We start from the raw sequence: 18,237 nt of genomic DNA, 5'->3' as shown, positions 1-18,237 counted from the left end.
AAAACTCAAACTGTGCCGATATAGGTCGCTAATTCTGAAACTGTGCTGATTTTCAGGGGAGCGTACCGTTGCTCCTGACGTATAGGTTCGTGATGGGGAGAGGGCTGTAATGCGACATGAGCGCAAAAGGCTTAGTCGCCAGGCGCTGTAGCGGTTTATTCTAACGGTCCGCGAGCTCGGGCGCTCATCCTCGGGCGCGTTGCAGCCATCGATCCAGCTGGTTGCCAAAGGCCTGTTTTTCCCTCTGCCCGAGCGGGGGTGGGCCGCCACTCTGGATGCCGCTGGCACGCATCGTATCCATGAAATCGCGCATGTTCAGGCGACTGCGGATGCTGTCGTTGGTGTAGCGTTCGCCCCGGGGGTTGAGCGCCTCCGCGCCTTTCTCCATGGCTTCGGCGGCCAGGGGGATATCTGCGGTGATCACCAGGTCGCCGGTCTCGATCTGGCGGACAATCTCGTTGTCGGCTTCGTCAAACCCTGAGCGCACCTGCATGTGCTCGATGCTGGGCAGCGACGGGGCGGCTACTGGCCGGTTGGCGACGAGCACCACCCGTACGCCGGTACGTCTTGCGGCCCGATAGAGAATGTCCCGGATCGGGCCGGGGCAGGCATCGGCATCCACCCAGATTGTCATGCGCTTACCTCCTTGGCGTGTTTCACGGCTGACGGTGCGCCCGCGGCCAGCATCACGGAACCCGCTGAACAGGCCGCCATGATCAGCACAATCGCCACCAGTGAGCCACCAGCCAAGGCTGCGGATCCAGCGCTGATCAGCCCAGCGATGGTGAATTGGGAGGCGCCCAGCAGCGCCGAGGCGGTGCCGCCCAGTTTGGGGAAGAATTCCAGTGCGTTGGCCATGTTGTTGGGGATCAATCCTCCCATGCAACCCGTGGCCAGTATGATGCAGGCCGCAACTGCCCAGTAGGGGGCGCCAGCAAGGGCGCAAGCCACCAGGGCTGTGATGGCGGCTGCCTGGATAAAGACGTAAAGCCTCAGCAGAACCACCGCCTCATAGTGGCCCAGAAGAGAGCGGTTGGCCAGGTTGAATGTGGCCATGGCGCCGATGTTGGCCGCAAACAGGGCCGAGAACAGGCCGCTGGAGAGTCCGAACCATTCCTGGTAGATGAAGGAGGCATTGGTGATGAACACCAGCATGGCGCTGAACGCCAGTGCCTGCAGTGCGATGAAACGCATGGTGGCGGGGTGTCTGAGAACCAGCAGGTAGTTGGTCGCCAGCGTGCGCACTGGCGTGGTATCCCGCTCCCGTGGGGTGAGCCGCCGGAAGAGCCCGAAGTGCAGCAGCAGCGCCAGCAGCACGGCATAGCAGGCCAGCATGATGAAGATGGTGGGCCAGCCATTCACGGTCAGCAAGAGCGTTCCGATGGTGGGCGCCGCTGCCGGTGCCACGAACATCACCAGCCCGATCATGCCGAACAGCCGCGCTGAGTCCTTGCCCTGAGCCTGATCGCGGACAAGCGCCGGCACGGAGACGGCGCACAGCGCGCCCCCGATCCCCTGACTGGCACGCCAGGCAAGCATTTCCGCCAGGGAGCCGGCCTGGGCCACCATCAGGGCGGAGCCGGCAAACACCGCGAGTCCGGCAAAAAGGATCCGCTGTCGCCCGTACCGGTCGGAGAGCGGGCCGCCAACCAACTGGGCCAGACCGAGTGTTGCCACATAGGCACTCAGGGTCAGTCCCACGTCCGCATTAGCAATGCCAAGGTCGCCAGCAATCCGGGGAAAGGCGGGCAGATAGGCGTCAAGCGCAAGGGGACCCAGGGCAACTGTCATGCCCAACAGAATGGCCAGTTGCAGGTGCGGCATGCAGGGCGTCTCCAACGTAAAAGTACCTATACTACCATCGTTGCCTGCGCGATGATTAGCACGCTCATTACGTGAAAATACGGAGTTTACCCGAGCAGTTCAGGATTCAGCTGCCAGACGCTGAGGTTAAGCGCCACGGCGAAGCTGACCCACAACAGGTAGGGCAGGAGCAGCAGGCCTGCGCCCCGGTGTACCCGCCAGAAATGCATCAGGGTCGCCAGGATCAGAGTCCAGAGAACGAGGATGGTGGCAAAGGCCAGGGCGCCTAGCTGCCAGACGAAGAACAGCCAGCTCCAGAGGGCATTCGGCAGTAGTTGAATGATAAACAGTCCCAGCGCCATGGGGGCACCGCCAAAGCCGCAGCGGCGCCAGACCAGCCAGGCCGCCATCGCCATAAGGGTATAGAGCGTGCTCCAGGCGGGCCCGAACAAGGCGGCCGGCGGCGCCCAAGCAGGTTGTGCCAGAGACTGGTAGAATGCGCCGGCATTGATCGAGGCGACCGCCCCGAGGACGGCGACCAGAAGCAACAGGAGGCACCAGCCAACAAGGCCGATGCACTGGCGCGTCAGGGATGGATTCGACATGGTTCTCCGGGCTGGGTCGTCGCTACACAGCATTGCTGGTGCTGATACGCAGCGTCGTGCCTATCAGTTCACCCGGTCTCACAGTCACAGATGCAGTCAGGAGCGTACCGCATGTTTCACCATCAGATTGAGCCCCGTTTCAGTGACACCGATGGCCTCGGTCACATCAGCAACACCGCGTTTCCCACCTGGTTCGAGCATGCGCGTATGCCCATTTTCCGGATCTTTCATCCCAGCCTTGAGCTGGCGTCCTGGCCCCTGATCGTGGCCCGCGTGGCGATCGACTACAAGGCCCAGTGTTACTGGGGCGAGCCAGTGGCGATCCAGACCGGTATCGGCCACGTCGGGACGTCTTCGGTCCAGATCATCCAGACGGCCCACCAGGATGGGGTGGAAGTGGCCCGTAGCGAAGCGGTCCTGATTCACTTCGATTATGCGTCCGGTCAGTCAGCGCCGATACCGGACCCGATCAGGGCGCAACTGGAGGCCAACCTGGTGGCAGGGGATTAAGCCTGGGTTACCGGATGGAGCGCTGAACACCTTTTCCTGAGCCCGCCGGTACGAGGGCAAGCCGGCCCGGTTTGACCTCAATCTTGAGGTTCATCATGCCAAACAGCCGGGCGCCCGAGTCTTCCTCATCCAGTTGGTACACCGGCCGCTCATTGAGGAACTGGGCAGCAATGTCGGAAAGCGTGCCGGTGACCGGGGTCAGGTCAAACGCGTTGCCGGCCGCTTCCACATTGGTGGACAGCACCTTCAGATCGCGGATATAGATCGCTTTTTCCTGTGCCTCGTAGACCGGTGTTCCTTCAATACTGAAATTCAGGTTGATCGGGATGCGTGGCGCCTGCAGCACGGCACGGGCCCCGAAATCCACCACCGCCACATCCCGGTTCTTGGGGCCAATGGTGACGTCGGCGCTGGTGAGTTCCAGAACCACGGGGATCCCTCGATCACTGAGGTCCCGGGAAAAGGTATCAACCCGATCGCTGATGTGGCTTTCGATGGTGGACTCATCCACGCTGTACGGCGTAAAGCTGGCACAGCCGCCGGCGAACACCGGCAGCAGTGCCAGAAGGGCGGTTCTGGCAATCCGTTTCATCGGAATCCTTCGGTTATCGGTTAGAGGTTCTGTTTCTTCATCCACGGGACGATGCGCTCGAACGCTTCCTGAATACGCTCACTGGAAGCGGAAAAGGAGAAGCGTATCGAATTGGTGCAGTGTTCGCCAAAAGCGTCACCAGGGACCGTGCAGACGCCGGTTTCCTTGAGCATCCGCAGGCACAGGTCCGAGGCATCCACGTGGTCTGGCAGATCCGGGAAAATGAAGAAGCCGCCACCCGGTTTGTAACCGGTCAGGTAGGGGGTCTGGCTCACCAGGTCGGTAATCAGGTCACGGCGTTCGCGGTAGATTTCAATCATGTCGCGAACACTCTGCTGGTCGCCCTCCAGAGCGGCTACCCCACCGAACTGGGCAGGCGTGCTCGCCACCGAGGTGGTGAACATGTGGTAGCGGCGCAGCTTCTTGATGGCGCCCTGACTGGAAATGATCCAGCCCACGCGCAAGCCGGCCATGCTGTAGGTCTTGGAGAAACTGGATATGCACATCAGGTGGTCCAGGTCCGTGCCACAGCTGAGTACACTGGAGTATTCCTCGTCGTCCAGGATCAGGTGGTCGTAGACCTCGTCGCTGAACACCTGGATGCCACGGAACGCACATTCTTCCACAATGCGCTCAATGGTGGACTTGGGATACACCGCCCCTGTTGGGTTGTTGGGCGAGTTCAGTACCACCGCGAAGGTGCGCATGCTGATGTTCTTGATGATGTCGTCCGGATCCAGCTGGTGGCCGTTTTCCGGGCGCGTGGGAATGAACTTGACCTCGCCCCCGTTCATACGGATCAGCGGTGCGTACAGCAGGAACGACGGGTCCACAACCAGGAACTGGCGTCCGGGCGCGGCTGTTGCTGAAAGGGCCAGGTACATGGCCTCGGTCGCGCCGCTGGTTACCAGTATGTTGTCGGTGGAAAGCTTGCGGCCGTAACGGTTGCCGTAATAATCGCGCAGGGCCACCAGCAGTTCCGGGAGCCCGGCATCCATGGTATAGCCGGTCTGGCCCGCGTGGAGTGAGTCCACCATGGCATCGGTGACGTGCTTGGGCGTTGGCAGGTCCGGCTGGCCAATGGACAGGTGGATGACATCGTCCATCTCGGCGGCCATATTCACCATGCGGCGGATCCCCGGCACCGGGATCGCCTGCATTGAGGGATGCCAGCGAGCCTTGGTCTTGCGATAGGTCAGCTTACGCTTGGGGGCGCTCGCGGGAACAGTTTTACCTGCCGACGTAGCCATTAACCGCTCTCCCATACATCAATGAGTTCAAACAATCGGTCATCGTCCACAATGGCCAAGATAGGGGTGGAAAGCAAGCTTGGGTAGGGGGAAATCCCTAGCAAAAATCCCTCTGTGGCGCACCTGAGCATGGCATTCCGCGGCCTCAGGCTCTACCCTGAGAGGACATCAAAAAGCAGGAGAGCATGATGGCCAGCACCGAAACACGTCCCGTGATCACTGTCCTAACAGCGCCGGATGAACAGCGTCCGCCCGGGTTGGATCCGTTGTTCGAGCGGGCCGAAGTGCGCTTTGCCTGGGATGCCGATACGCTACGCGACACCCTGCCTGGTACCCGCGTCATGATGGTGACGGATTTCCGGACCGAGGCGTTACGCGAGGCCTGGCCCCATGCGGACAGCCTGGAATGGATCCACGCCACTAGTGCCGGTGTTGATGCGTTGATGTTCCCGGAGCTGGTGAACAGTGAGGTGACGGTAACGAATGCCCAAGGCATCTTTGACCGCAGTATTGCTGAATACGTGCTGTGCACCATCCTGATGTTCGCCAAGGACTTCCCGCGCTCAATCCGCTTGCAGATGGCTCATCAGTGGCAGCACCGGGATACTGAAAGGGCCCAGGGCGCCCGCGTTCTGGTGGTCGGGGCAGGCTCGATCGGGCGCCAGATCGCGCGGTTGGTGACGGCCGTGGGGATGGAGGCCCACGGGGTAGCACGCCGTGCCCGCGATGATGACCCGGATTTTGAGCGGGTTCACGACAACGCGGCACTGCCCGAGCAGCTGGGACAGGCGGATTATGTGGTGATCGCGGCGCCGTTGACGCCGGCGACGGAAAAGCTCTTTGATGCCCGGGCGTTCCAGGCCATGAAACCGACAGCGCGTTTGATCAACATCGGGCGCGGTCCCATCGTGGATACCGAGGCTCTGGTGGAGGCGCTTCGTGGTGGTGAAATTGCTGGCGCGGGGCTGGATGTGTTCGAGGAGGAGCCATTGCCTTCGGATCATCCTCTGTGGGCCATGGAGAATGTCACTATGACGGCGCACATGGCGGGCGACTTCATTGGATGGAAAAAAGCGCTGACCGACCAGTTCTTTGACAACCTTGATAACTGGCAGGCCGGGCGTGCGTTCTTTAATGTGGTGGATAAGGCACGCGGCTACGTCCCCAACCAGTAGTCATCCGTGGGCCATGCTAATGGCAGGCTTCGAACCCGGAATCTGGACAGCTTATGGAACAGGAACTTTTTGATCAGTCCCATTGCGATCACTGCGCTTGTGGTGCGGGTCTGGACTTTGATTTCTCATTTGCATTCCAGCCTATTGTGGACGCCGGGAACAGGATGATCCTGGCAAACGAGGCGCTTGTGCGGGGGATCAATGGCGAAGGCGCTGGCGAAGTGCTTTCCCGCGTTACCCGCAAGAACATGTACCGGTTTGATCAGGCCTGTCGGGTCAAGGCGGTGGCGCTTGCCTCGCGGCTTGGCATGGCGTCCAGGCTGTGCATCAACTTCATGCCGAACGCGGTGTACCGGGCCGAAACCTGCATCCAGACCACACTGGCTGCGGCGCGGAAGTATGAGTTTGATACAAGCCGGCTGGTTTTCGAGTTCACAGAGGTTGAGAGCCTGGCGGACACCGATCATCTGATCCGTATCATTGATGCCTATGAGGAAATGGGCTTTGCCATCGGCCTGGATGATTACGGGGCTGGCTATTCCCGGATGAACCTGCTGACCGACACCACTCCCGAATACCTGAAGCTGGACATGTCGTTGATCCGGGATGTAGAGCAGGCTCCTCGAAAGCAGGCTGTAATTGAAGGTATTATCCTTACCAACCAGCGCCTTGGCATCAAAACCATCGCTGAAGGTGTTGAAACGGAGGCCGAATATCACTGGTGCCGCAGTGTGGGGATCCGGTATTTTCAGGGATTCCTGCTGGCCAAACCGGGCTTCGAGCGTTTGCCGGATCCCTACATTCCGAGTGACAGCTAGTGTTCTATCGCGTGATTATCTTCGTTATCGGACTGGCCCTGGTGGGGTTTACCTTTGCACTCATGTGGGCCGGAGCGGGTTTGTTTCTGGAGCGCATGGGGGAGAAGGAACGCGTGTTCGAGCGCGCGCGTCTGATCGCCGTCTGGACTTTTGCTGGTTTTGGGATCGGTTTGTTGTTCATGGGCCTGGGAGGTCCCATTCTGGGGACGGTGGCTTTCTATCGCAGTGCCCGGGCGACAGTGCCGGCCGTCAGTGAAGCCCGGGTCCTGCTCTGGGGGTTCACCGTGGTTCTTCTGAGTACGGTCGTGGCTGGGGGGATTCTGTTCGGCGGCCTGGCGCTCGTCACCCAGTAAACGTGGCTCCCGAGTCAAGCTGGTGCCGCAGGGCATGCAGACGCTGCCGGAACCAGTCCAGTGCTGGCTCGCGTTCGTACTGACGGTGCCAGTAAAGGTGTACGTCCACTGCCGGCATGCCCTCGGGAGGTGGTAGCAGCACAACATCCAGGTGTTGGCTGATGATGCCCGCGTAGGCCTCGGGCATGGTTACCAGAAGGTCTGTTTCGGCCGCCACCCGGCAGGCGGCGAAATAATGCTGGCAGCGCAGCGCGATCCGCCGGCGGTGCCCGCCCGCGCTCAGCGCGAAATCCTCAAGCCCCTGCCCCTCGCTCCGGGATGACACCAGGACATGGCCGGCGTCCAGGTAGCGCTCCAGGGTCATGGTTTCACGGGCCATGTCGGAATCCCGCCGGGCCACCACCACCAGCCGATCCTCGTGCAGGCGCTCATGGGCTGTTTGCTCGCTCACCGGCAGCAGTACGTCCACCGCAAAATCCAGCTTGCCCGCAGCCAGTTGCTGTTCCATCTCGCGGCGGGGCACCCGTTGGCTGACGATCTCAATGCCAGGGTATTGCGTCATTTCCCGCATCAGGGGCGGCAGGAAGGTCGCCTCCAGGACATCGCGAAGGGCGATGTTGAACACCCGTTCCTGTTGCTCCGGCGTGAATTCATGGAAAGCGTTGAGGGCGGAATGGATCTCACTGAGCGCGGGATGCACGGAACTGGCCAGGCGCTGCGCCATGGGGGTGGGCACCATGCGGTTGCCCTGACGGCGGAACAGGGCATCGTCGAAGTGATCCCGGAGCCGGGCCAGTGAGTGGCTCACGGCGGGTTGGGTCAGGTGCAGGATCTCACTGGCCCGGGTCAGGCTGCCTTCCCGGTAGATGGTGATGAAGACGGTCAGGAGGTTCAGGTCCAGGCGGTTACCGGGAATCATGATGGGCGGCTCTCTGTATTAGTATGATGCATGACGTGCAATGAGGATAATTCAGTAGCCTTATTCGGTACAGGTTTCTACACTCGCTTTATAGGATCGGGTTCTGCGGCAGGAGGCGGGAGGGGCTTCCGGGAAACGCTATGAATCCATCCATGGACGCTGCGGGGTCGCCCTCCATGGCGACCGAGCTTCCCGGAAGCCCCTCCCGCCTCCTGCCGCCCCAGATTGCAACCTTATTCAAAGCGGAGGTCCCCCAATGGACTTTGAGCTCTCAGAAAAAGGCCAGGATTTCTACAACCGGGTTTGCCGGTTCATGAAGGACGAGATCGAACCCATAGAACCGGATTATTTCCGCGACCTGTACAGTCGAGACAATCCCTGGGTGGTACTGCCGGTGATCGAGGAGCTCAAGGCCAAGGCCAAGGCTCAGGGGCTTTGGAACATGTTCCTGCCCAACAGCGATCATGGGGCCGGCCTGAGCAACGCGGACTACGCGGTGATCGCGGAGCAGACCGGGCGCAGCTTTATTGCGCCGGAGATCTTCAACTGCAATGCGCCGGACACCGGCAACATGGAAGTGCTGCATTACTACGGCTCAGAGGAACAGCAGCAGCGCTGGCTCAAGCCGCTGCTGGAGGGGGAGATCCGTTCGGCGTTCTGCATGACGGAGCCGGACGTGGCCTCTTCCGATGCCACCAATATGGAGGCGACTGCCACGATTGAGGGCGACGAGGTGGTGCTGAATGGCCGTAAGTGGTGGAGCACCGGCATTGGGCACCCGAACTGCGAGGTCCTGATTTTCATGGGCCTGACGGATCCAGAGGCCAACCGGCACCAGCGTCATTCCATGGTCGTTGTGCCCAAGGATACCCCCGGCGTGAAGGTGGAACGGATGCTGAAGGTCTTCGGAGATGAGGATCCGCCCGCCGGTCATGGCGAGGTGAGCTTCGACAATGTCCGTTTGCCGAAAAGTCACATCATCAAAGCCCCTGGAGCGGGCTTCGAGATTGCCCAGGGGCGGCTCGGGCCAGGTCGGGTCCACCACTGCATGCGTGCCATTGGCGCGGCCGAGCGGGCCCTGGAAAAGATGATCCACCGGGCCAACTCACGCGAGGCGTTTGGCAAACCCCTGTCCAAGTTGGGGGGCAATCCGGACATCATCGCCCGGGCACGGATGAACATTGAGCAGGCACGGCTGCTGACGCTCAAGACCGCCTGGCTTCTGGATACCAAGGGTATTGGTGGTGCTTTGAGCGAAGTGTCACAGATCAAGGCCGCGGTTCCGGAGATGCTGTGTACTATTGTGGACCAGGCAATCCAGATGCACGGTGGTGGTGGCGTGAGCGACGACCACGAGCTGGCGGGCATGTACGGCGCGGCCCGCTCGCTGCGGCTTGCGGACGGTCCGGACGAGGTTCACAGGGCCATGGTGGCAAGGCTGGAACTGGCCAAATATCGATAACAGGGGAAGAACGAACATGAGCCAACGGGTATTCATCACCGGCGGAGCCAGCGGCCTTGGCCGGGCATTGGCACTGAATTACGCCCGCCAGGGCGCGCGCGTGTGCATTGGCGACATCACGCCGGAACAGGGCGTGGAAACAGAGGGCGCGATCAACGAGGCGGGTGGCGAGGGACTCTTTCTCGAGTGTGATGTGCGGCGCCTGAACGACTTTGAAAAAGTGAAGGACGAACTGCTGGATCGCTGGGGTGGTGTCGATGTGGTGGTCAACAACGCGGGCGTGGCCTCCGCGGGGTCCATCGAGGATACCACCATTGCGGACTGGGACTGGATCATGGACATCAACGTCATGGGCGTGGTCCGGGGCTGCAAGGTGTTCACGCCGGTGCTCAAGGAGCAGGGCAGTGGCACCATCGTGAATGTGGCTTCCATGGCCGGTTTGATGCTGGCGCCTCTGATGTGCAGCTACAACGTTTCCAAGGCGGGCGTGATCGCGCTCTCCGAAACCATGAATCATGAATTCCTGGATACTGGCGTCAGCGTTTGCGTTGTCTGCCCGGCGTTCTTCCAGACCAATCTGACCTCGAGCATGCGTTCCAGCATTCCGGGGATCCAGAACAACGTGAATAAGCTGATGCAGCGTTCCAGCGTCAGCGCGGATGACGTGGCTGAAGACATCGCCCGCGCGGTACGCAAGGGCAGTTTCTGGGTTCTGCCGCACAAGACAGAGCGCCGTCTTTGGTACGTTAAGCGCGCCAGCCCCAGGGCCTTTGATTTCCTGCTCGGAATGGAGAGCAAGCGCTGGATGAAAAAGATGCAGAAAAAGTGAGCGAGGCGACCATGAGCCTGATTGATCAGCCGACAGAAACCCGTGAAGGCGAGGCACTGGATCCGGCGGCGGTGGACCGTTTCATGAAGCAGCAGCTGCCGGAACTCGAGGGCGAGCCGGTGATCCGCCAGTACCCGGGGGGCGCCTCCAACCTCACCTATCAGATCGACTATGGTGAGCGCTCTTTTGTGCTGCGGCGCCCACCTTTTGGCCATAAGGCCAAGTCCGCCCACGATATGCTGCGGGAAGCGCGCATCATGCGGGCGCTCAAGCCGGTCTACCCCTATGTTCCGGATATTATTGCCATCTGTGACGACCATGATGTGCTCGGGGATGAGTTCTATGTGATGGAGCGGCTCAAGGGCATCATCCTGCGCCAGGATTTCCCGGAGGGGTTCGAACTCAGCGAGGCCGACACCCGCAAGCTGTGCCACAACGTGGTGGATAAACTGGTGGACCTGCACCGGGTGGATTACCAGGCCGCCGGGCTCGACCAGATTGGCAAGGGGACTGGCTATGTGAAACGCCAGATTGATGGCTGGAGTGATCGTTTCCGCAAGGCGAGAACCGAGGATGTGAGTGATTTCGAGCCGGTTATGACCTGGCTGCAGGAGAAGATGCCAGAGGATGTGGCCACCTGTGTCATCCACAATGATTTCCGTTTCGACAACGTGGTCCTGAACCCGGACAACCCCTTTGAGGTGATCGGCATCCTGGACTGGGAGATGGCGACGCTTGGCGACCCGTTGATGGATCTGGGCAACAGCCTGGCCTACTGGGTACAGGCGGATGACGACCAGTTCTTCCAGATGCTGCGGCGCCAGCCCACGCATCGGCCCGGCATGATGACCCGGGACGAAGTGGTCGCCTATTACATGGAGCGCTCCGGCTTCCATGCCGACAACTTCGATTTCTACGAGGTCTACGGATTATTCCGGCTGGCGGGGATCGTCCAGCAGATCTACTACCGCTACTACCATGGCCAGACCCAGGATAAGCGCTTTGCGGGCTTCGGCCAGGCGGCGAATTACCTGGAACAGCGCTGTAAGCGGCTGATCGACCAGAGCAGTCTCTAGGAGCGGGTGGATGGCGACACTGCATCTGATCCGTCACGGTCAGGCGAGCTTTGGGGCCTCGGACTACGATCGGCTTTCGGAGAGAGGCTGGGAGCAGGGGCGTGTTCTGGGGCGCTGGGTCGGTCGGCACACGCAGCCGGATCGGCTCGTTGGTGGTGAACTGCGCCGACATCGCGAGACCATTGAGGCAATGGCAGAAGGGTTCGGTGACGGGCTGCCGGATGCGGCGGTTCATCCCGGGCTTAATGAGTTCGACCATCGGGCGGTTCTGGATGCCTACCGGCCTGGCTGGGGGGATCCCGAACACATGGCCCGGGAGCTGGCCAAGGAGTCGGACCCGCGCAAAGCGTTCCAGCATGCGTTCAGTGAGGCGATCCGTCGGTGGATTGGTGGGGAGCACGAGGGGGATTACCCGGAATCCTGGCGGTCCTTTAAGAAGAGGGTACTGGCGGGATTCGAGGCGGTGATCCACGAGGCCGGGGATGCGAAGCATGTGTTCGTGGTGACCTCGGGCGGCCCGATCAGCGTGGTGGCCCAGTCGCTTCTGGATCTGGATGACACGCGGGCGTTCCGGCTGAATGAGGTGCTGGCGAATGCGAGCGTGTCGCGGGTGCTGTTCAGTGGGGATCGGCGGTCACTGGCGGTGTTCAACAGTTTTGGGCATCTGGAGGGGGAGGATCCTCGGCTGGTGACCTATCGTTGAGGGCGTCTCCGGACTGAGACGGAGCTGCCGGAGGGAAATCGGGCACTGCTAATCGGGAATCGCCACGAGTACGTCCATGTAGGCTGCTCTTCCGCCATCCATGGCTCCAGAACTTCCCGCTTAGCAGTGCCCGATTTCCCTCGATTGAACGCCACGAATTCGCAATTGATGACAACCGAGAAAACAAGGATTTTGAAATGAGTGATCTGTTTGACCTGACGGGCCGCATTGCCCTGGTAACCGGTGCCAGCCGTGGTATCGGCGAGGAGGTTGCCAAGCTGCTGGCGAAGCAGGGGGCGCAGGTGATTGTCTCCAGCCGCAAGATTGATGGCTGTGAGGCGGTTGCCCAGGCGATCCGGGACGAGGGCGGCAAGGCTGAGGCCATTGCGTGCCATATTGGGGAGATGGAGCAGATTGAGGCCATCTTCGCGGATATTGAGGACCGTTATGGGCGGCTGGATATCCTCGTGAATAATGCGGCGGCGAATCCGTATTTCGGGCCCATTGAGGATACCGATGAAGAGGCCTTCAACAAGACGGTGGACGTGAACATCCGGGGTTATTTCTTCATGACCAGCAAGGGTGTGAACCTGATGAAGAACAACGGCGGCGGGTCGATCGTCAACGTGGCGTCCGTGAATGGTGTGATTCCGGGGCATTACCAGGGGATCTATTCCATCTCGAAGGCGGCAGTGATCCAGATGACCAAGTCCTTCGCCACCGAGCTGGGAACCAAGGGCGTACGCGTGAATGCCCTGCTGCCGGGTCTGACCGATACGAAGTTCGCCAGTGCGTTGACCACGAATGATTCCATCAAGCAACAGGCGCTGGCGCACATTCCACAGAAGCGCATCGCCGAGCCGAGTGAGATGGCGGGGGCGGTGCTGTATCTGGTCTCGGATGCGGCCAGCTACACCACGGGTACCTGCCTGAACGTGGATGGCGGTTATCTCACCGTTTAACGCCTTCCCGTAACCGCAGGAGCGCGCACTGTTGCGGCGGGTCCCGGTGTCCTGCCGCGCAGGCCAAGCTTCTGCGGCCTCTTGCCAAACCCTCTGAAATCCACCATCTTGCATTGAAGAATCGGTTCTCTGGGAAGTCTTTCAATGCAACGACTGGTGCGTGCGGTTTCACTGTTCCTGCTGTTTGCCGGTGCTTTTATGCTGACCGTTCAGGCTCAGGAGGAGCGGGCGGAGGCCAGTGCGAGCGCGGATGTGCGCGTCATGACGATTGAGGGGGCAATCGGGCCGGCGGTGTCGGACTGGTTCCTGCGCACACTGGCGGATGTGGAAGCCCAGGGGGCGGATCTGCTGGTGGTGGAGCTGGACACCCCAGGAGGGCTGGACCGGTCCATGCGGGACATGATCCAGGGGATTCTGTCCTCCAGTGTCCCCGTGGCCACCTATGTTTCCCCGCGCGGGGCTCGTGCCGCGAGTGCCGGAACCTATCTTCTCTACGCGTCCCATGTGGCGGCCATGGCGCCGGCCACCAACCTGGGGTCGGCGACGCCGGTGCAGATGGGTGGAGGCGACCAGGGGGAAGGAGGTGGTTCTCCGTTCAGTCTCCAGTCCAGTAATAACGCGGAACCCAGCGTCAGTGACGATCAGACGGGCGACGCGCCGGAGGCGGACCCGGAACACAGCGGACAAGACCTGGCGACTGGTGATGGAAGCGGTGACGCCAGCGCCATGGAAAAGAAGGTGGTGAACGACGCCGTGGCCTATATCCGCGGTCTGGCGGAACTGCGTGGGCGCAATGCGGACTGGGCGGAACAGGCGGTACGGGAGGCGGTGAACCTGCCTTCGAGTAAGGCGCTGGCGAAGAACGTGATCGACATCCGTGCGGATAACCTGGGTGCGATGCTGGCCCAGGCGGATGGCATGGAGGTGGACGTGGATGGCGCCATGCAGACGCTGACGCTGGCCGAGCACCGTATTGGCCGCATTGATAAGGATTGGCGCACCGAGTTCCTCAGCGTGATTACGGATCCGAGTGTGGCCTACATCCTCATGCTGGTCGGCATCTATGGTCTGATCCTTGAGTTCTATAACCCAGGTATGGGTGTGCCCGGCGTCGTGGGCGCCATTTGCCTGCTGGTCGGGCTCTACGCCTTGCAGATGCTGCCGATCAGCTATGTGGGGCTGGCGTTGATTCTGCTTGGGATCGGGCTCATGGTGGTCGAGGCGGTCTCGCCCAGTTTCGGGATACTGGGTGGCGGGGGTGCCGTGGCGTTTGTGGTTGGCTCCATTATGCTGATGGATACTGATTTGCCCGGCTATCAGATTGCCATGCCGGTGATCGCCGCCCTCGCGGTGACTACCGTGGTGATCATGGTTCTGGTGTTGCGCATGGCCTTGCAGTCAACGCGCAAGGCCGTGGTCAGTGGCTGGGAAGGAATGGAGGGCAGCACCGCGGTGGCGACCCGTGATTTTGATGGGAACGGCCACGGCCGTGTGCGGGTGCTGGGTGAGATCTGGCAGGCGCAATCGCCGGACCCGGTCCGGGAAGGGGATGTTGTGCTTATCAAGCAAGTGGAAGGACTTAAACTGACAGTCAGGTTGGAGGGCTAGCCAAATGATGGGGTATTTCACCATAGCCATAGTACTGATCATCATCAGTCTACTGGTGAGTATGTTCCGGATCCTGCGGGAGTATGAAAGAGGGGTGATCTTCCTGCTGGGGCGTTTCCAGAAGGTGAAAGGGCCAGGGCTGATCATCGTGATTCCTTTCATCCAGCAGATGGTGCGCGTGGACCTGCGTACGATTGTGCTGGATGTGCCGTCCCAGGACGTGATCTCGCGGGATAATGTCTCGGTTAAGGTTAACGCGGTTCTGTATTTTCGGGTTATGGATCCGCAGAATGCCGTCATTAATGTGGAAAATTTCTACGCCGCAACCAGCCAGCTGGCGCAGACAACCTTGCGGTCCGTATTGGGCAAGCACGATCTGGACAATATGCTGGCATCCCGGGATGAGCTCAACAATGACATTCAGGAAATCCTGGACGCCCAGACCGATGCCTGGGGGATCAAGGTTTCGAACGTCGAGATCAAGCATGTGGATCTGGATGATTCCATGATCCGGGTGATTGCCCGCCAGGCCGAGGCTGAGCGTTCGCGGCGGGCCAAGATCATCCATGCCGAAGGGGAGCATGAAGCCTCCAAGCGCCTGCTTGAGGCGGCGCGTACCCTGTCCAAGCGCTCCGAAGCGCTGCAGTTGCGCTATCTGCAAACCCTGACTGAAATTTCGAATGATAAGACCAATACCATTGTTTTCCCGGTGGATCTGCTGCGGGATCTCAAGAAGACAGTGGGTGGAATGGAGACCTCGGACCCCGGGGACGGGGACGATGAGGAGCCGGCCGAGCACTCATCCTCGGAATTCCCGGATACCAGCAGTGTTCTTGGCACCGGGGAGGAGGGCAGTAAAGCATGACCGTGGCATCGGAGAAACCATTTGCACCGGCTTGTGAGCGCAATCAGGAACCCATCCGGGAAGTTCTGGGCGAAATCCTGACCCAGCCGGCCCGGGTGCTGGAGCTGGGTAGTGGGACTGGCCAGCACGCGGTCTATATGGCGCGCCATCTGCCCCATCTTGAATGGCAGCCTTCGGATATTGCTGAAAACCTTTACGGAATCAGGCAGTGGCGGCGAGAGGCCGGGCTGCGCAACCTGCGGCCACCGGTGGAGGTGGATGCGCTGGATCCCGGGGCTTACCTGGGCGAGACCTTCGATGCGGTGTTCACCGCCAACACGGTTCACTTCGTGTCCTGGCGGATTGTGCGCGGGCTTCTGGCCATCAGTGCCAGGCATCTGCGCCAGGGCGGGGACCTGCTGATCTATGGCCCCTTCAACGAAGGGGGCGCCTATACCAGCGAGGGCAATGCGGACCTGGATGCCTGGCTCCAGCAGAGGGACCCGGCCAGCGGCATCAAGGACCGGGCGGTGTTCAGTGCGCTGGCCGCGGACTATGGCTTTGAAGCTGAGGAGCATTTCCGTATGCCGGCGAATAACCAGCTCCTTAGGCTGGTACGTGGCGGTGGCGCTTAGCAGCAGCCGCCACCCGCTTCATCGCTCGAGTCGGGATCATCAAAAGGCAGTGTGGTGCCGCACCCCTGGAAAATGCCGAAGTGGGTGCTGAAATCGCCAACAAACCGGAAATGATCGGCGAAGCGCGTATCCGCCAGCATCATCCAGGTGTTACCGCACACCGGGAAAACCCGTCCGCGTTCGATGTGGTGGTGCTTGTCCAGCCGGAAAACCGCTTCCTCACCGGGGATCGTGCCCTGGTACACCACGGCCTGGCCGTAATCCTCGCAGTGGGGTTCCAGCGCGGGCAGCTTGAACAGCCGGTAGGTGGCGGAGAAAAAGCGCGCTGGAGCGAGCCGGGCCTCAATAGCTTCATTCTCGATGGTTAGTGGTCGGTCCTCGACCAGGCGCGGGTCCGTGAAGCCAACATGCCGCGCGAGATTCTCGAAGTCGTTCCAGTAAAGCGCGCCCGCAAGGCACTCGCCGTATAGGACGGGGTCCTCGCGCAGGTGAGCTGGAATGCGGCGGTCGGCGTAGACGTCTGAGAAGTAGAATTCGCCGCCGGGTTTGAGTACCCGCAGCACTTCCGAGAGAACCTTCTCCTTGTCCGGGCTCAGGTTGATGACGCAGTTGGAAATGACAATGTCGAAGTGGTCATCGGGCAGATCCAGCTCATCCAGTTGCTCGATATACCCTTCCAGGAAACGGACGTTGGAGTGGGTGTAACCAAAGGCCTGTCGGTGGAAGTCCTGGTGCCGGCGGGCGATGGCCAGTTGTTCCGGGGTCATGTCCACGCCCACCACGTCGCCGTGTTCTCCGACCAGCCTGGACAGCACATAGCAGTCGCGGCCACTGCCGCTGCCAAGATCCAGGATGCGCGCGCCTTCCAGCAGCTGCGGCGCGACCAGGCCACAGCCATAGTAATGGGAGACGACCTCGTCATGGAGGCTGGCGAGGATGGGCTTGAGCCATTCCGGTGGCGCCTGGTCACAGCAGGCGTTGGTCTGCAGGTCCTGTGTTCCCTGAAGCTGGCGACCGTAGTAATCCTGCACGTCTTCTCTCATAATGCGTTTCGCCATTGTTGTCTGTGAATGATCAGTGTGAGGACTCTCTGCCGGAGCCCATGTTACACAACCCCGCCCCCGCTTGCCCGGTGTGCCTGGGGAATACGGTTGCCTGGTTCATGGCGATCGGTGAGCGCGGTTACTGGCGCTGTCGTCGGTGTGAGGCAACCTTTCTGGACCCTTCCCAGAGGCCGGATCGCCAGACGGAAAAGGCGGAATACGATCAGCATGACAATGAGGTGGCCGATCCGGGGTACCGGCGCTTTCTGGCGCGGCTTTCGGAGGCATTGACCCCTCGCCTGATGCCTGGAGACCGGGGGCTTGATTTCGGTTGCGGCCCCGGGCCGGCACTGATAGCCATGTTGCGCGAGTCAGGGTTCACGCCTCATGGGTATGACCCTTTCTACGCCCCTGATGCAGCGTTGCTTCAGGGACGCTACGAGGGAATCACCTGTACCGAGGTGGTTGAACACCTCCACGCGCCAGCGCGTACCTTCCAGCTTCTGGATCAATTGCTCCTGCCGGGAGGGTGGCTGGGAGTGATGACCTGCTTCCAGACGGACGATGAACGATTCGCCCACTGGCATTACCGCCGGGATCCGACCCACGTCGTCTTCTATCGGGAATCGACGCTGCACTGGGTGGCAGCGCGGTTCGGCTGGCATTGTGAGGTGCCACGCAAGGACGTGGCACTGATGTACAAACCGCTTTAGGCGCCGTCGCGCTCGAGGTACTGCTTCTTGCCCTTGACGCCATCCCAATCCTCGGCGTCTGCCGGCGGCTCCTTTTTCTCGGTGATGTTCGGCCATTTGGCCGCGAGATCGGCGTTGATCTCGATGAATTCCTGTTGGTCGTCCGGCAGCTCATCCTCGGAGTAGATGGCTTCGGCCGGGCATTCCGGCTCACAGAGTGCACAGTCGATGCACTCGTCCGGATCGATGGCGAGGAAGTTGGGGCCCTCGTAGAAACAGTCCACGGGGCAGACTTCCACACAGTCCGTGTATTTGCACTTGATGCAGTTTTCAGTAACGACAAACGTCATGGTTACAT

21 protein-coding genes are annotated in these 18,237 nt (G+C 60.8%); 13 read left to right on the top strand and 8 right to left on the bottom strand.

What is annotated here, in order from left to right; genetic code table 11:
* Positions 1-184 precede the first annotated feature (184 nt).
* The 3 genes from AC1RQI_RS07490 to AC1RQI_RS07480 form a co-directional block, all read right to left on the bottom strand.
* Positions 185-634 carry a YaiI/YqxD family protein gene (locus tag AC1RQI_RS07490; protein ID WP_481904246.1) on the bottom strand — a complete coding sequence of 150 codons (450 nt, stop codon included), beginning with the start codon at positions 632-634 and terminating at the stop codon, positions 185-187.
* Positions 631-1,824, bottom strand: coding sequence for a multidrug effflux MFS transporter (locus AC1RQI_RS07485; RefSeq protein ID WP_481904245.1), 1,194 nt, complete (start codon positions 1,822-1,824; stop codon positions 631-633). The genes AC1RQI_RS07490 and AC1RQI_RS07485 overlap by 4 nt, the downstream gene beginning before the upstream one ends.
* 86 nt (positions 1,825-1,910) lie before the next feature.
* Complete coding sequence (locus AC1RQI_RS07480; protein WP_481904244.1) at positions 1,911-2,408, bottom strand: TspO/MBR family protein; 498 nt, start codon at positions 2,406-2,408, stop codon at positions 1,911-1,913.
* Positions 2,409-2,519: 111 nt separating this feature from the next.
* Between AC1RQI_RS07480 and AC1RQI_RS07475 the strand changes: the two genes are divergently transcribed.
* Complete coding sequence (locus AC1RQI_RS07475; RefSeq protein ID WP_416634086.1) at positions 2,520-2,918, top strand: acyl-CoA thioesterase; 399 nt, start codon at positions 2,520-2,522, stop codon at positions 2,916-2,918.
* Between the two features lie 7 nt (positions 2,919-2,925).
* Here AC1RQI_RS07475 and AC1RQI_RS07470 read toward each other — a convergent pair whose 3' ends face one another.
* Together AC1RQI_RS07470 and AC1RQI_RS07465 are read right to left on the bottom strand one after the other, a co-directional pair.
* The gene (locus tag AC1RQI_RS07470; protein ID WP_481904243.1) at positions 2,926-3,510 is read right to left on the bottom strand and encodes a YceB family lipoprotein; all 585 of its coding nucleotides are present in this window, start codon (positions 3,508-3,510) and stop codon (positions 2,926-2,928) included.
* 20 nt (positions 3,511-3,530) lie between these two features.
* Positions 3,531-4,760: a pyridoxal phosphate-dependent aminotransferase gene (locus AC1RQI_RS07465; protein ID WP_416634088.1), complete on the bottom strand. Its 1,230-nt coding sequence runs from the start codon at positions 4,758-4,760 to the stop codon at positions 3,531-3,533.
* A gap of 188 nt (positions 4,761-4,948) precedes the next feature.
* Between AC1RQI_RS07465 and AC1RQI_RS07460 the strand changes: the two genes are divergently transcribed.
* The 3 genes from AC1RQI_RS07460 to AC1RQI_RS07450 are packed head-to-tail and all read left to right on the top strand — an operon-like array spanning position 4,949 to position 7,106.
* A complete protein-coding gene (locus AC1RQI_RS07460; protein WP_481904242.1) occupies positions 4,949-5,935 on the top strand; it encodes a D-2-hydroxyacid dehydrogenase in 987 nt (328 codons plus the stop codon).
* A gap of 53 nt (positions 5,936-5,988) precedes the next feature.
* The gene (locus tag AC1RQI_RS07455; RefSeq protein WP_481904241.1) at positions 5,989-6,753 is read left to right on the top strand and encodes an EAL domain-containing protein; all 765 of its coding nucleotides are present in this window, start codon (positions 5,989-5,991) and stop codon (positions 6,751-6,753) included.
* Positions 6,753-7,106 carry a hypothetical protein gene (locus AC1RQI_RS07450; protein ID WP_481904240.1) on the top strand — a complete coding sequence of 118 codons (354 nt, stop codon included), beginning with the start codon at positions 6,753-6,755 and terminating at the stop codon, positions 7,104-7,106. The genes AC1RQI_RS07455 and AC1RQI_RS07450 overlap by 1 nt, the downstream gene beginning before the upstream one ends.
* Here AC1RQI_RS07450 and AC1RQI_RS07445 read toward each other — a convergent pair.
* Positions 7,096-8,025, bottom strand: a complete 930-nt coding sequence (locus AC1RQI_RS07445; RefSeq protein WP_481904239.1) for a LysR family transcriptional regulator — start codon at positions 8,023-8,025, stop codon at positions 7,096-7,098. The two genes, AC1RQI_RS07450 and AC1RQI_RS07445, sit on opposite strands and share 11 nt — an antisense overlap.
* Positions 8,026-8,281: 256 nt before the next feature.
* On the opposite strand from AC1RQI_RS07445, the gene AC1RQI_RS07440 reads away from it, so the two are divergent.
* The 8 genes from AC1RQI_RS07440 to AC1RQI_RS07405 all read left to right on the top strand — a co-directional run bounded on the left by AC1RQI_RS07440 (position 8,282) and on the right by AC1RQI_RS07405 (position 16,144).
* Entirely contained in the window at positions 8,282-9,487 is a 1,206-nt protein-coding gene (locus AC1RQI_RS07440; protein WP_481904238.1) for an acyl-CoA dehydrogenase family protein, read from the top strand.
* A 16-nt stretch (positions 9,488-9,503) separates the two neighbouring features.
* Positions 9,504-10,316, top strand: a complete 813-nt coding sequence (locus AC1RQI_RS07435; RefSeq protein ID WP_481904237.1) for an SDR family oxidoreductase — start codon at positions 9,504-9,506, stop codon at positions 10,314-10,316.
* Entirely contained in the window at positions 10,313-11,392 is a 1,080-nt protein-coding gene (locus tag AC1RQI_RS07430; protein WP_481904236.1) for a phosphotransferase family protein, read from the top strand. Before AC1RQI_RS07435 ends, AC1RQI_RS07430 begins: the two co-directional genes overlap by 4 nt.
* A 10-nt stretch (positions 11,393-11,402) precedes the next feature.
* A complete protein-coding gene (locus AC1RQI_RS07425; RefSeq protein ID WP_481904235.1) occupies positions 11,403-12,095 on the top strand; it encodes a histidine phosphatase family protein in 693 nt (230 codons plus the stop codon).
* Positions 12,096-12,292: 197 nt separating this feature from the next.
* Positions 12,293-13,057 (top strand): SDR family oxidoreductase, encoded by a 765-nt coding sequence (locus tag AC1RQI_RS07420; protein ID WP_416634097.1) that lies wholly within the window; start codon positions 12,293-12,295, stop codon positions 13,055-13,057.
* A gap of 144 nt (positions 13,058-13,201) precedes the next feature.
* Entirely contained in the window at positions 13,202-14,665 is a 1,464-nt protein-coding gene (locus tag AC1RQI_RS07415) for an NfeD family protein (RefSeq protein WP_481904234.1), read from the top strand.
* 4 nt (positions 14,666-14,669) lie between these two features.
* The gene (locus tag AC1RQI_RS07410; protein ID WP_481904233.1) at positions 14,670-15,530 is read left to right on the top strand and encodes a slipin family protein; all 861 of its coding nucleotides are present in this window, start codon (positions 14,670-14,672) and stop codon (positions 15,528-15,530) included.
* Positions 15,527-16,144 carry a DUF938 domain-containing protein gene (locus tag AC1RQI_RS07405; RefSeq protein ID WP_416634100.1) on the top strand — a complete coding sequence of 206 codons (618 nt, stop codon included), beginning with the start codon at positions 15,527-15,529 and terminating at the stop codon, positions 16,142-16,144. The genes AC1RQI_RS07410 and AC1RQI_RS07405 overlap by 4 nt, the downstream gene beginning before the upstream one ends.
* Here AC1RQI_RS07405 and AC1RQI_RS07400 read toward each other — a convergent pair.
* Positions 16,141-17,187, bottom strand: coding sequence for a methyltransferase domain-containing protein (locus AC1RQI_RS07400; RefSeq protein ID WP_481904232.1), 1,047 nt, complete (start codon positions 17,185-17,187; stop codon positions 16,141-16,143). The two genes, AC1RQI_RS07405 and AC1RQI_RS07400, sit on opposite strands and share 4 nt — an antisense overlap.
* Positions 17,188-17,246: 59 nt before the next feature.
* Between AC1RQI_RS07400 and AC1RQI_RS07395 the strand changes: the two genes are divergently transcribed.
* Positions 17,247-17,900: a class I SAM-dependent methyltransferase gene (locus tag AC1RQI_RS07395; RefSeq protein WP_481904231.1), complete on the top strand. Its 654-nt coding sequence runs from the start codon at positions 17,247-17,249 to the stop codon at positions 17,898-17,900.
* Here the strand turns inward: AC1RQI_RS07395 and fdxA are convergent.
* Entirely contained in the window at positions 17,897-18,229 is a 333-nt protein-coding gene (fdxA, locus tag AC1RQI_RS07390; protein WP_416634103.1) for a ferredoxin FdxA, read from the bottom strand. The two genes, AC1RQI_RS07395 and fdxA, sit on opposite strands and share 4 nt — an antisense overlap.
* Between the last annotated feature and the right edge of the window lie 8 nt (positions 18,230-18,237).

It is taken from the genome of Salicola sp. AFF1 (genome assembly GCF_056783195.1).
The sequence above is the reverse complement of the archived record's forward strand: the minus strand, read 5'-3'. Positions and strand labels throughout refer to the sequence as shown.